This is a genomic window from Roseovarius sp. MBR-154 (genome assembly GCF_053628595.1).
On the sequence record NZ_JBRJGR010000021.1, the window covers coordinates 29,521 to 43,215 of the forward strand.

Below are 13,695 nucleotides of genomic sequence, written 5' to 3' on the forward strand. Positions count from 1 at the left end.
ATGGTCCTTCTTGGTCTGGCGTTCCGGTCGCGATCGGGTGCTGGCGGCGAGCCACGGCAGGTGCGAGTCTGGATTTTGACGCTCGGCATTGGCTTCCCGATGTTGGTGCTCGCGGCTCTGCTTGCCTACGGGCTCGTGATTGGGGAACGGTTGCTGCCCCGCAACGATGCAGAGGTCGTGCGTGTGGGCGCGGAAGGGCGGCGCTGGTCGTGGACCTTTTCCTATGACGACGCTTCAGGTCAGACGACGAAGGATGTCCTCCACATTCCGGCGGGGCGTCCCGTAGATGTGGAAATCACGACCACAGATGTCATTCACAGTTTCTGGGTGCCGCGTCTTGCCGGCAAGCTGGATGCGATCCCGGGTCACGTCAACGTCCTCAGGATCGAGGCGGACGAGCCGGGCACCTATAAAGGTTTCAGCGCCGAGTTCAGCGGCAGCGGCTATGGTTGGTTCACCTTCGAAGTAACGGCCCATGATATCGACGGATGGGACGCGTTCCTGGGGAGCCTTGAGCAATGAAGGCACTCGAGCGCCATCGCAGACTGACCGAGATCTGGGCATCAGAGCCGGGATTCCGGGGGTGGTTCTCGACGGTGAGCCACACCGATCTCGGACGTATGTTCCTTGTGACGGCCTTTCTGTTTTTCCTGATCGGTGGCCTGCTGGCGATGCTCATCCGGGCGCAGCTGGCGACGCCGCATTCAGCTTTCGCAGGGCCTGACATCTATAATCAGATCTTCACGATGCACGGGACCGTCATGATGTTCCTGTTCGCCATCCCCACCTTCGAGGGGTTGGCGGTCTACCTTCTGCCCAAGATCCTGGGCAGCCGTGACCTCGCGTTCCCGCGCCTGACCGCCTACGGCTATTGGTGCTATGTCTTCGGCGGCACGATGCTGCTTGTGTCGATGCTGTTCGGCATCGCTCCGGACGGCGGCTGGTTCATGTATCCCCCGCTGACCGGCGCGATCTATTCGCCGGGCATCAACACCGATTTCTGGCTGATCGGCATTACGTTCGTAGAAATCTCTGCAATCGCCGCTGCCGTCGAAATCACCGTGTCGATCCTGAAATACCGCGCGCCGGGCATGTCGCTTGCGCGGATGCCGATCTTTGGCTGGTATGCGCTCATTACGTCGCTGATGATCCTGACCGGTTTTCCGCCGATGATCCTCGGTTCCATTCTGCTTGAGGTCGAGCGCGCGTTCGGATTTCCATTCTTTCAAGCGGAACATGGTGGCGACAGCCTATTGTGGCAGCATCTGTTCTGGCTGTTCGGCCACCCGGAGGTTTACATCATATTCCTGCCTGCGGCGGGTGTGGTGTCCACAGTTCTGCCGGTGATGTGCCGCACGACGCTGCTCGGATATGGCTGGATCGTCGCCGCCACGGTGGCGCTGGCCTTCTTGTCATTTGGCCTCTGGGTCCACCACATGTTCACGACCGGCATTCCCCATATGGGCCTTGCCTTCTTCTCGGCGGCCTCAACGCTGGTGGCGGTCCCGACAAGCGTGCAGGTCTTTGCCTGGATCGGTACCATGTGGAAGGGACGACCCGAGTTGCACCTGCCCATGCTCCATATTCTGGGCTTTTTCGTCACCTTCGTCATCGGCGGCCTGACCGGGGTCATGGTCGCGGTGGTCCCGTTCGACTGGCAGGCACATGACACCGCCTTCATCACTGCGCATCTGCATTATGTGCTGTTTGGCGGCTTCGTGTTTCCGATATTCGCCGGGCTATACTACTGGTTGCCGCATTTCACCGGGCGCCGACGTTTCCTCCGCCTCGGCGAACTTGCCTTCTGGCTAATCTTTGCAGGCTTTCACATCACGTTTCTCGCCATGCATTGGGTGGGCCTGCTTGGCCAGCGCCGCCGCATCCCGACCTACGCCCCCGAGGATGGATGGACGGCCATCAATCTCATCTCCTCGGTCGGCAGCTTCGTTCTTGCGATCGGGATCGCGATCGTCATTCTCGACGTGATCCTGCACATCGTGACGCCGCGCAGGGGACCGCGCAACCCCTGGGGCGCGACGACGCTGGAATGGGCGATGATCACGCCGCCGGCAAGCTATAATTTCGCCAGCCTGCCCGAGGTCACGGACCGTGACCCGCTCGCGGCGGAGCCGGATCTGCCGGGGCGGCTGGCACGCGGCGAGGGCTTTCTCGGGACACCGCGCCACGGCTGGCGGGAAACCCTGACCGTGGATGTGGCGAGCGGTAAACCGGAGTTTCACATCATCTACCCGAAAAACTCACGACTGCCCATCGTGATGGCGGCCGTCACCGGCCTGTTCTTTCTGTCGCTGCTTCTGAAACTTTACTGGATGGTTCCCATTGCCCTTGCGGGTGTCCTGGCGCTGGCCTGCAAGTGGGTCTGGTCCCTGGGTCGCAAGCGGGATCTTGGCCCGCAGAACATCGGAGGCGGACTGACCCTGCCGAATGCAGCCGCTGTCGAGCGGTCTCCCGGTTGGTGGGGGTCGTTCTTTCTGCTGATCGCGAATGCCACGTTGTTCGGCTCGCTGCTGTTTGGCTATGCCTTCCTCTGGACGGTTGCGCCCGGCTGGCCGCCGCCGTCCTGGTTCGAACCGTCCGTCGGCATATTCGGCTTGGGTGCCCTTGGAAGCGTAACCGGCCCCATCGCGATCCGTCTCGCGATCCACGCCCTCCGCCGGAGGCGCGCTGTTGTTCCCCTTCTCGCGGTCGCCCTGATCGGCGCGCTTTTGCTCGGGATCGCGTGCGCGGCGGTATTGGTCTACACCCCGTCACCCGGCGGGCATGCCTATGGGGCCACGCTTTTCGTGCTTGGCGGCTACGGCCTCTTCCATGCCAGTCTGGTCGCGGTGATGGTGGCCCTTCTGATCACCCGCGTCGGGCGCAGCTTCACCTCGCCCCTGCGGCGGGCGGAGTTTCCAATCGTCGCTCTTTGGGTCGACTATGCGTCGGTTATCGGTCTGCTCGTGCTGGTGGCGGCGCATCTGCCCGGAGTGAGCCAATGACCGACCTGCTCCGCATCCTGATTGCGCCGCTTGTGTGGCTGGCATCCTTCAGCGCCGTTTACGCGGTGCATGGCCTTGTGTGCGGCCATGACATCAGCGGCACGCTATGGGGCGTTCCGCTCTCAAAGCTCTTGCTGTGGGGGGCATATCTGGTCGCACTCGTGCTGCAGGCGGCGCTGCTCACGGCGCTCTACCACCCGAGGGCCCGTTCGGCATCCCGCTTTGTGCGTCGGGTCAGCCGCATTACCGGCTGGGTCGGCCTTGTCGCAACTGCATGGTCTCTCTTCCCGGTTGCGGTAACGTCCCCTTGCCTGTGACTGTGCGGTGCTGACATCGGCGAGACGGCCCCTTCTTTAGCCGCAGAAAAAAATTTGGAACCATCCCCTGATGTTGCTGGTTGAGGTTGGCAAAAGGGGCGTCCTGGCACCCGGAGGCCCTGCGACAATCAAAGGGGAGCTGCCATGACAGATGAAAGCGACAAGGCTGGCTTATCACGTCGCCAGCTGCTTGCACTCGCGCCGTTTGCCGGAGCGCGCGCCGCCCTGCCGTCATCAGCCACCGCGCAACAAAGCAGCGCGCCTCGGCGTGCCGACCCCCGTGAGGTGCGGTTTCAGGATAACGACCATATTCGCACGTTCTACCGCCTCGCCAGAACCTGAAGTCCAGCCAGGAGAGGATACTGCATGCTGAGGAAACGAACTTCCAGCACCGCGCCAGCCGCCAAACGGGCCCGCACGCTGATACCGCCCGCGTCGGGCACGCTCAGCAGGCGGGCCTTTCTGCGCAACAGCGGTCTGGGGGGGCTCGCCCTTGGCTCGATGGGGGCCACGGCAGGACTTGTCGAGCGGTCCCGCGCTGAGGGTCCCGTGGAAAAGGCAGATGTCGTGATCCGCAAGACAATCTGCCCGTTCTGCTCGGTGGGGTGCTCGATCTGGGCCGAAGTCCAGGACGGCGTATGGATCGGGCAGGAACCGGCGTTCGAGAGCCCCATCAACCAGGGCACGCATTGCTCAAAGGGTGCGGCAACGCGCGAGGTCGCGGTGGGCGAGCGCCGTCTGAAGTATCCGATGAAGAAGGAAAACGGGGAGTGGGTACGCATTTCCTGGGAACAGGCGATCTCGGAGATTGGAACCGAATTCAGCCGTATTCGTGAAGAGTTCGGCCCCGACAGCGTCTATTGGCTGGGCTCGGCCAAGTTCTCGAACGAACAGGCCTACATGTTCCGCAAGTTCGCCGCGCTCTGGGGCACCAACAATACCGATCATCAGGCGCGCATTTGCCATTCCACCACGGTCGCCGGTGTGGCCAACACCTTCGGCTACGGTGCGATGACCAACACCTATAATGACATCCGCAATTCGCGCTCGATCATCATCATTGGTGGCAATCCCGCCGAGGCGCATCCGGTCTCGATGTTGCATGTGCTGAACGGAAAGGAAAACGGCGCGCCGTTGATCGTCGTCGATCCGCGTTTCACGCGCACCGCCGCGCATGCCGATGAGTACGTGCGTATCCGCCCCGGCGCGGATGTGGGTTTCATGTGGGGACTTGCTCGGGTGATCCTGCAGAATGGCTGGGAGGATCGGGAATTTCTCGATCAGCGCGTCTTTGGTTTTGACCGGGTCCGCGAAGAAATCGACCGCTGGACCCCCGAGGAGGTCGAGCGCGTCACCGGCATCGCCCCCGAACAGTTGGAACGCGTGGCGCGCACGCTCGCCGAAAATCGACCGGGTACGCTGATCTGGTGCATGGGGCTGACGCAATCCACCATTGGCAACAACAAGACGCGCGCCGCGTCGATCCTGCAACTGATCTTGGGCAATATTGGCAAAGTGGGCGGCGGCGCGAACATCTTTCGTGGCCATGACAATGTCCAGGGCGCGACGGATCTCGGCGTCGCCAATGACACGCTCCCAGCCTATTATGGTCTGACCGAGGGGGCGTGGAAACACTGGGCCCGGGTCTGGGATCTGGACTATGACTGGATACGCGACCGTTTCGCCTCCAAGGAGTTGATGGAGGCCCCCGGCGTTCCGGTCAGCCGCTGGATGGATGGTGTGCTCGAGAGCGAAGACGCGTTCGATCAACCTCACCCGATCAAGGGGATGGTCTTCTGGGGCCATGCCAGCAACAGCCAGACCCGTGGCCCGGATCGCAAACGCGCGCTGGAAACAGCCGATATTGTCGTCGTCATCGACCCCTATCCGACCCAGACCGCAATCGAGAACGAGCGCAGCGACAACCTTTATCTGCTGCCCGCCGGGACGACGATGGAGATGGCCGGCTCGGTCACCAATTCAAACCGCTCGTTGCAATGGCGCGAAAAGGTCGTGGACCCGGTTTTCGAGGCGAAATCAGACCACGAGATTCTCTATCTCCTCGCGAGGGAATTCGGGTTTGACGCGGAACTCTACAAACATATCGGCCGCGGCGAGGATGGCGTGCCACTGGCTGAGGACATGCTGCGCGAGATCAATCGCGGCACCTGGACCATCGGCTATACCGGTCAGAGCCCGGAACGCCTGAAATCCCATATGGAGCATCAGGACAAGTTCGATTCGATCACGTTGATGGGCAAGTCCGGCCCGGTCGAGGGAGAATTCTATTGCCTTCCCTGGCCAAGCTGGGGCCAACCCGAACAGGGCCATCCCGGCACGCCCCTGCTCTACGATACCTCCAAGCCGGTGGCGGAAGGTGGCCTGCCCTTTCGTGCCCGGTGGGGGGTCGAGCATGACGGCGAGAACCTTCTGGCCGAGGACAGTTATACGCAAGGTTCAGAGATCCAGGATGGATATCCGGAAGTTACATTGGGCATGCTCGATGCGCTCGGCTTTGCTGACGAACTGACCGCGCGCGAGAAGCTGGTGATCGCCGCAATCGGTGCGGATCGCTACCGTCACGACTTGCTGACGCTATCCGAGGAAGAGGCCGGTTCAGCCCTTGACGCCCTCGAGTCGGACATGCGTCGCAGGATCGCCGAGAGCAACGACTCCGGCGACAGTGAGGATATCGAGGAATCCTGGGGCACCGCGAACGGCGCCTCGCAAGGTTCGTCCGAAGAAGACATCTCGGACCGCTTCCCGAACTATCCCGAAGCGGCGCTGACCGCGATCGAGGGATACCTCGCAGCGAATCCGCAGGCTGACAGAGACGACGAGCCACCCCTGCGCAACCGTATCATGCAGGTGAACTGGAAGACCGACCTTTCCGGAGGGCTGCAACGGGTCGCCATTGAGCACGGGCTTGCCCCCTACGGCAACGGCAAGGCCCGCGCCTATGTCTGGAACTTCCCTGACGAGGTGCCGCTGCACCGCGAACCGCTCTATACGACGCGGCGTGATCTCCTGCCGGAATACCAAACCTTCGAGGATCGGCGAATCTGGCGGTTGCCCTCGCTCTATCGCTCGATTCAAGAGGTCGACTATAGCAAGGACTACCCCCTGAACCTGACCAGCGGTCGCCTTGTCGAATTCGAGGGCGGCGGCGACGAAACCCGCTCGAACAAGTGGCTGGCAGAGTTCCAGCCGCAGATGTTCGTCGAGATCAATCCGCGTGATGCCGCCTCTGTCGGCGTTGACGATGGGGCCTTTTGCTGGGTCCATACACCCGAGGGGCGGATACGAGTGCAGGCGATGGTCACGCGGCGCGTCGGTCCCGGCACGGTTTTCCTGCCGTTCCATTTCGCCGGGATCTGGCAGGGCGAGGATATTTCCCATCGGTATCCCGAGGGGGCCGTCCCTTGGGTGATTGGCGAGGCGTCGAACACTGTCCAGACCTATGGCTATGACGTGGTCACCCAGATGCAAGAGACAAAGGCCACGCTCTGCCGGGTAGCCGCGATGGAAGGAGACGACAATGACGCGACTTAAGTTTCTCTGCGACGCGGATCGCTGCATTGAGTGCAATGCCTGCGCGACGGTGTGCAAGAACGAGCACGAGGTGCCCTGGGGCATGGTGCGGCGCCGCGTGGTCACGATCAACGATGGCGAACCGGGTGAGAAATCCGTTGCCGTCTCTTGCATGCATTGCACGGATGCGCCTTGTGTGGCCGTTTGCCCGACCTCGACACTCTATCAGACCGATCTTGGAATCGTGCTGCACGACAAGGACACCTGCATCGGCTGCGGCTATTGCTTCTACGCATGCCCCTTTGGTGCGCCGCAGTTTCCCAAGGAGACGCTTTTCGGTTCGCGCGGCCAGATGGACAAATGCACCTATTGCGCGGGCGGACCGGAAGAGAACAATTCCGAAGCCGAATTTCATAAATATGGCCGCAACCGCATCGCCGAGGGCAAGTTGCCGATCTGCGCCGAAGTCTGCGCCACCCGCGCCCTGCTTGCCGGCGACGGAGAGACCATCGGCGAGATCTATCGGGAACGGGTCGTACACCGCGGGTTCGGAACCGGTGCCTGGGGCTGGAAAACCGCCTACTATCCGGAGCAGGAGACATGACCGAGCAGACACCGATCGTCCGGGGCCGTGACTTCACAGCGTACCGCATCGGCGGCGCCATCGCCGCGCTGCTTTTGCTCGTCGCGCTCATCTGGCAGATCATTGCGATCTTTGACGGCGAATCTCTCACTGTTCCCGAAACCCAATGGCGCCTCTCACAGCCCGATGGCAGCTATGCCGGGGAAATGCTGGCCTATGATGCTCTCACGGCCCGCACCCGCCTGATGGACGAGCGCTTTCGCACGGGCCCCGCCCCGTCAGAAGAGGCACCCGTTTCAGGTCCGCGGACCGACCATTTTCTGATTGAGGAACCGTTTGTCGGTAACGCGCGCAGTCTCACGCAGGCTTGGCTTACTGCCGATGCACAGTCACTCGAGACGGCCCGGCAAAGTGAAAGAGTGGTCGGCATATCCTCGCTGCCCTACCCCTATGCCGCGCTCTTTGAGCGGCCCGAAGGCCGCGACTGGCGCTTTGGCATGGCCGACACGATCACGCATTTCGGGGCTGTTATCATTCTGGGCTTTGCCCTGCTGCTTGCACTTGTTCTGGCCGTCCGGGGGCGCGTGCCGATCGCCTACGGACGCTCGGGACGCACGGTCAAGCGGTTCAACTTCCTTGAGCGTGCAAACCATTGGATGACAGCGACAAGTTTCATTGTGCTGGCATTGACCGGTCTTGTGATCGCCTATGGCGACACGCTGATCCGACCGTTCGGCGAGGGTGTGCTCGGCTCTCTCGGTCGCATATCGACCTGGGGGCACGCGCTCTTCTTCCCGCCGTTCGCCGTGGGACTCCTGATAATGATACTGCTCTGGACATGGCGCAATCTGCCGTCCCGGCTTGACCTGCACTGGCTGGCAAGTGGCGGCGGATTCTTCTCGGACGATCCCGACAACCCACCCGCTCGCAAGTTCAATGCCGGGCAGAAGCTGGTCTTCTGGGCGGCCGTGCTCGGTGGCATCGCAATGATCGCATCCGGCGTCATGCTGATGTTTCCATTCTTCGGGGTCGACCTGGAGATCATGGGTTGGATCATGCTGGGTCACGCCACGCTGGCGACAGTGCTGATCGCCATTTTCATTGGCCATATCTACATCGGCACGGTGGGCATGCAGGGCGCGATCTGGGCCATGTGGGGTGGCGAGGTCGACCGGAACTGGGCCGAAGAGCACCATGAACTGTGGTTGAAGGACCTTGAAGCACGCGGTGATGCCGCGAGGGAAGGTTAAGCCATGTACGCTTTCGTGTCAGGATGCCTGGTTGCCGTCTGTCTGGCGGTTGCCGCCTGGTTCGTGTTCGACAACGCCGCCATCTCTGCGGTCGAGCGCGCGAACACCCATTCCGTGGTGATCGACGCTGGGTCCGATACCGCCGCGGAATGAGGATGCGCGCGTCGCGGCGGCCTGAGCATCAACTGGTCTCGGGTCGCACCGAAATGGCAGAGACATCTCCGGGAACCAACTCGATCACTCACGGTTTTGTGATGATGAACGCAAACCCAAGGAGTGAAGGAAATGATGCAGAGCTGCGGCTCGAGAGCGGTGGTCGTAACGTGTCTGGTACTGGGGCTGCCGACGGCGGCATTCTCCGAAGAGGAAAAAGAAGAAGCGAACATCTACTCAGGTGAAACCTTTCGGGCGAATTCCTTCGGGTATCTGCGTGCCGGATTGGGCGTGCGCGGCGATGGCGGTGCGCAACGTTGTTTCCAGCTTCCCGGTGCGCGGGCCAAATTCCGTCTTGGCAATGAATGCGAAATCTATGGCGAGCCAGGTCTCGAACTGAGTTTCGGCCCTGAATCCGGAACCCGCGTCGATTTTCACTATCGGGGTTCCTTTATTGCCTCCGAAGTCAATAGCTTCGATGACGTCGATTACGACACCGTGGAAGCCTGGAGCAGCCTCAAGGGCTTTGCCGATGGCGCTTTTTCCGAGGCAGAGATCTGGGCAGGGCAGCGCTTTTACAAACGGCACGACATTCATATCATTGATTATTATTTCTGGGACGGGACTGGTCTTGGCTTTGGTATCGCTGATGTCGATATCGGCTGGTCCAAGGCATCCGTCGCCTATTTCACCGACAGCGCGTTCGACCTCGCCACCACCCTCGACGGCTCGGCCTATGATCGCGCTGATATTCGGTTTTCGGACATATCGCTCGGCAAGGACAGCACATTGACGGTGGGTTTTGACCTTCGGTTTCCTGATGACGGGGGATTGAACAACGATGGCGGTGGCACGGCCACGCTGCTCTGGAACCGCACCGATACTCGGGGCGGCGAGATGACACTCGCCGCGCAGGCAGGGATAGGAGCCGGGACCAGTCTAAACTTTGTCTCCAACGACGAGGCCGGTGATGGCGACAAGGCCCTGCGCGGTGTCGGCAGCTATCTATGGAATGCCAATGACGACTTCTCGATCATGGCGAGCGCCCTGGCAGAATGGCAGTCGGATAACACCGACTGGTATTCGCTCGGATTGCGACCTGTCTGGTCATTGGGCAACAATCTTTATTTCGCGTTGGAAGCTGGCGTTGACCACGTGGTGCCGGAAACGCAAGCCGAGAGGACCCTGGGAAAATTGACCGCAGCCCTCGAATGGAAGCACGGACCCGATTTCATGGATCGTCCGGCGATACGGCTATTCGTCACGCCTGCAACCTGGGACCGACATGCCGAGGTTGCGGGCATCGCACCGGAATTCGACGGCCGCAGCGGGGTCACTGCCGGTCTGCAGATCGAGCACTGGTGGTAAGCCGGCAAAGCTGCACGCCGCTCTGCCCAAAAGGGAACATCCTGTTGCGCATTCGGTTGACCGCCCTGAGAGGTCGATCATGAGGCGACAAAATCTGGGACAGGCCAGTACAAGTTGGCAGGCGCGCCCGTTCTGCGTGCTGCAGACAGTGCTGTCGCATGGCATCATTCTTGCCGCAGTCTTTGCGGTGCCCCTGCTGGCCGCCTTGGCCGAGACCGAGTGGCCTTTGAGCGTGGCGTTGATCGGCCCCCTGGTTGTGTGCCTTGTATCGGCCGGGGTCAGCCGGCGGGTAGGTGTCCCGGAAGATCTCCGCGAGATTGAGGCAATCTGCACTCTGGTCATGTTGTTCTTGATACTTTCCGTGCTTCCGGTGCCCGCCCTGATGGTCCTTGGGATGGAGGCCACCGACGCGTTGTTCGAGTCGATATCCGGCGTGACCTCGACCGGGTTGACGGTAGCCCGGGGAACGACGGATTGGCCTTTTGCAGGGCATCTCCTCCGCGGCTGGCTGCAGTGGACGGGCGGCTTTGCGATTGCCGTAGCCGGTGTGGTGCTGATCGTGGGGCCCGGTCATGCCGCGAGAGCCATGGGCAATGCCGGCGTGGCTGACCGTGATATCCTGCAATCAACCCGATCTCAGGCACGCGAATTGCTGCTGGCTTATGTGGGTCTGACCGTGATTGCCATCGGCCTGTTGGTGATCCTGTTGCCAAGCTGGGAAGAGGGATTGTTGATTGCACTGACAGCCGTGTCCACGGGCGGTTTCACGCCTCGACCGGACAGTCTTGCAAGCTACTCATACACCGCGCAGGTGGTCACAATCCTTATCTGCCTTGCGACATCTGTATCACTGCTTGCCTATGTCTATTTGCGAAAACGCGATTGGCGGGCCGCGCTTCGTCACAGCGCCGCGCAGGACTACGCAAAGATCGCGCTGGCCGGGATGTTTCTTGTGCTGCTGGTCTTGGGCCTGACAGGTTCTCCATCTGGGTCCGAAGTGCTGGCCGCGGTCCTAAACTTTCTCAGCGGGTTGTCCACGGCAGGATTCACGAACACTCAGATCCCGGATGTTCCGGGGCATGTGGCCCTGGTAATGGTGGCGATGCTGATTGGCGGCGGCGTCGGTTCGACGGCCGGCGGGATCAAGGTCAACCGTGTCATCACGGCGACTGCAATGGTGCGCCTGACATTGCTGCGGTTCCGGGTTCCATCCCGCGCCGTAACCAATCTGCAAGAGGGTCGCGCCAACGTTCCTGCCGATCGGGTCATTTCGATCGTTGCGGTCGTCATGTGCTATGCGATCTCCATGCTGGTCGTATGGATGATTTTTCTGTTGTCGGGGCAGCCGCCCTTGTCTTCACTGTTTGATGTCATATCGGCGCTTTCGACGGTGGGGCTTTCGTCGGGAGTGACCGGTGCCGACATGCAATCACACCTGAAATTCGCCTTGATGGCGGCAATGCTTCTCGGGCGGCTGGAGTTTCTTGCGCTATTGCTGGCGCTTTCGCCCGGAACGTGGATGAGAAGGAGGTAATCCCATGCGGATCGTCGTGGTGGGCGCATCGCGGTTTGGACAGGCCACAACCCAGCAACTCCTGGAGAAGGGGCATGAGGTCGTGTTGGTCGACAGTGATCGCGCCAAGCTGGACGCGCTGAGCGAGGACCTGGATTGCGGGATGCTGCACGGGGACGGCTCACTACCGTCCGTGCAGCGCGAAGCCTTTGCCGATCATGCCGATGCGATGGTGTTGCTGACGAATACCGATGACGTGAACATACTGGCGGCGGCGGTGGGGAAATCCATCGGGTTCGAGCGGGTGTTGCCTCAGATCGTGCGCGCCGAACTGATCGCGGTCTGCGAAGAGCTGGGGCTGGAAGATCTGATCGCGCCACATTCGAAAATTGCCCGTTCAATTGTGCAACTTCTCGAAGACCACGATGATGCCGCGATGGAACTGCGGTTTCACAAGGGCTTGCAGGTGGTGGGCCATCAGGTGCCGGACAGGATGGACGGCCAAACGCTCAAAGAACTGGATCTGCCGCGTCGCTGCCGGGCCTTCGGCATCGCCCGAGGCGAGAACGAGGATCTTGTGAGTGAAGACACTCGCCTGCGTGCCGGTGACAAGCTTGTCATGCTGATTGACGACAACGTCAAGTCAGAGCTGAGCGAGTACTTCAGCACGGAACAGACGGCCGCGCACCGAAAGGACCGGGGCGGCAATCAGGATTGACATACCATCGAGGACCTAATCCAGGAGGACCCCTTGCATCAGGTGAATACTGTCATCGCCATCGTTGGCATTGTTGTCGTGCTTGTCGGGCTTGTCTCGGCACGCATTGAAACCTTGCCGGTAACGAAGCCCCTTGTCGCGCTGGGTGTCGGTATCACGACAGGACCAAATCTGCTCGGCTGGATTGATCCAGATGGCTGGCATGATCCGCATCTGATCCTCCAAGAGGCCGCGCGGTTCACGCTTGCGATTTCAGTGTTCGGTATCGCCTTGCGGACGCCAACATCCGATTTCCGGCGTCTCATGCGACCGGTGGCCCTGCTGTTGAGCCTTGGTATCCTGGTGATGTGGGCAGTTTCTGCTGGCCTGGCGTGGGTGTGGCTGGGTCTGTCACCGGTGGCTGCGGTGCTACTCGGGGCCATTCTAACACCCACTGATCCGGTTGTCGCCTCATCCATCGTCACAGGCGGGCTGGCCGAAAGATGTCTGCCGGATCGGCTTCGCGCCGCGCTTTCCCTGGAATCGGGGGCCAATGACGGGTTGGCCTATCTGCTTGTGTTGCTGCCAATCCTTCTTGTTGAACACGGATGGGGGCAGACCGCTTTCTGGCGCGGGCTGTTGGACACGGCTCTGGTCGGCGTGCTGCTGGCCGTCATTACGGGAGGGGCCATCGGCTATGTGGTGGCCATCGCTCTCCACCGCGCTGACAAGATCAACTGGGTCGAGAAACACTCGTTGCTTGGGCTGTCGATCGCACTCTCGCTTTGCGTGGTTGCGGTGGTCAAGCTTGTTGACTCCGATGGCATTCTTGCGGCTTTTGCCGCCGGTGCGGCGTTCAATTTCGGGATTGACCGCAGCGAAGAATTTCAGGAACAGAACGTTCAGGAGGCGATCAGCAAACTTTTCAACCTGCCGATCTTTGTGCTGTTGGGCGCGTTGCTGCCGTGGCGCGCCTGGATGGAATTGGGCTGGCCGGTACTTGCTTTTGCTGTCAGCGTCATACTTTTGCGTCGCCCGGTCGCGCTGGTCTGTGTAGGCCCCCTGCTCGGCCCCGACTTCAAGAGTAAAGACCTGGCGTTTCTTGGCTGGTTCGGCCCGATGGGTGTCGCGGCGCTGTATTATGCGCTGCTGTCCCAGGAGCGGACACATGATCCGACCCTGTGGCATGCAACCAGCCTTGTGATCGTGCTTTCAGTCCTGTTGCACGGGCTCACCGCGGCGCGTGGGATAGGAGCCTATTCCTCGTCACAAGAATAGTTC

The 13,695-nt window shown here is 61.1% G+C and carries 12 protein-coding genes; all 12 read left to right on the forward strand.

Translation table 11 applies throughout. The features are described from left to right. The 12 genes from ACSSV4_RS18810 (at window position 1) to ACSSV4_RS18865 (ending at window position 13,692) form a co-directional block, all read left to right on the forward strand. Entirely contained in the window at window positions 1-522 is a 522-nt protein-coding gene (locus ACSSV4_RS18810; protein ID WP_454276638.1) for a cytochrome c oxidase subunit II, read from the forward strand. Beyond that, entirely contained in the window at window positions 519-3,002 is a 2,484-nt protein-coding gene (ctaD, locus tag ACSSV4_RS18815; protein ID WP_454276639.1) for a cytochrome c oxidase subunit I, read from the forward strand. The genes ACSSV4_RS18810 and ctaD overlap by 4 nt, the downstream gene beginning before the upstream one ends. Further along, window positions 2,999-3,319, forward strand: a complete 321-nt coding sequence (locus ACSSV4_RS18820) for a hypothetical protein (protein ID WP_454276640.1) — start codon at window positions 2,999-3,001, stop codon at window positions 3,317-3,319. The genes ctaD and ACSSV4_RS18820 overlap by 4 nt, the downstream gene beginning before the upstream one ends. Before the next feature lie 144 nt (window positions 3,320-3,463). After that, window positions 3,464-3,661, forward strand: coding sequence for a hypothetical protein (locus ACSSV4_RS18825; RefSeq protein WP_454276641.1), 198 nt, complete (start codon window positions 3,464-3,466; stop codon window positions 3,659-3,661). A 24-nt stretch (window positions 3,662-3,685) separates the two neighbouring features. After that, window positions 3,686-6,871, forward strand: coding sequence for a formate dehydrogenase subunit alpha (locus ACSSV4_RS18830; RefSeq protein WP_454276642.1), 3,186 nt, complete (start codon window positions 3,686-3,688; stop codon window positions 6,869-6,871). Next, window positions 6,858-7,454: a formate dehydrogenase FDH3 subunit beta gene (fdh3B, locus tag ACSSV4_RS18835; RefSeq protein ID WP_454276643.1), complete on the forward strand. Its 597-nt coding sequence runs from the start codon at window positions 6,858-6,860 to the stop codon at window positions 7,452-7,454. Before ACSSV4_RS18830 ends, fdh3B begins: the two co-directional genes overlap by 14 nt. Continuing rightward, window positions 7,451-8,683: a formate dehydrogenase subunit gamma gene (locus ACSSV4_RS18840; RefSeq protein WP_454276644.1), complete on the forward strand. Its 1,233-nt coding sequence runs from the start codon at window positions 7,451-7,453 to the stop codon at window positions 8,681-8,683. Before fdh3B ends, ACSSV4_RS18840 begins: the two co-directional genes overlap by 4 nt. A gap of 3 nt (window positions 8,684-8,686) precedes the next feature. Further along, window positions 8,687-8,836, forward strand: coding sequence for a hypothetical protein (locus ACSSV4_RS18845; protein ID WP_454276645.1), 150 nt, complete (start codon window positions 8,687-8,689; stop codon window positions 8,834-8,836). A 132-nt stretch (window positions 8,837-8,968) separates the two neighbouring features. Next, window positions 8,969-10,204, forward strand: a complete 1,236-nt coding sequence (locus ACSSV4_RS18850) for a carbohydrate porin (protein ID WP_454276646.1) — start codon at window positions 8,969-8,971, stop codon at window positions 10,202-10,204. Between the two features lie 79 nt (window positions 10,205-10,283). Then, window positions 10,284-11,738, forward strand: coding sequence for a TrkH family potassium uptake protein (locus ACSSV4_RS18855; RefSeq protein WP_454276647.1), 1,455 nt, complete (start codon window positions 10,284-10,286; stop codon window positions 11,736-11,738). A gap of 4 nt (window positions 11,739-11,742) precedes the next feature. Then, complete coding sequence (locus tag ACSSV4_RS18860; RefSeq protein WP_454276648.1) at window positions 11,743-12,435, forward strand: potassium channel family protein; 693 nt, start codon at window positions 11,743-11,745, stop codon at window positions 12,433-12,435. Window positions 12,436-12,477: 42 nt separating this feature from the next. Next, window positions 12,478-13,692, forward strand: a complete 1,215-nt coding sequence (locus ACSSV4_RS18865; RefSeq protein WP_454276659.1) for a cation:proton antiporter domain-containing protein — start codon at window positions 12,478-12,480, stop codon at window positions 13,690-13,692. Window positions 13,693-13,695 lie beyond the last annotated feature (3 nt).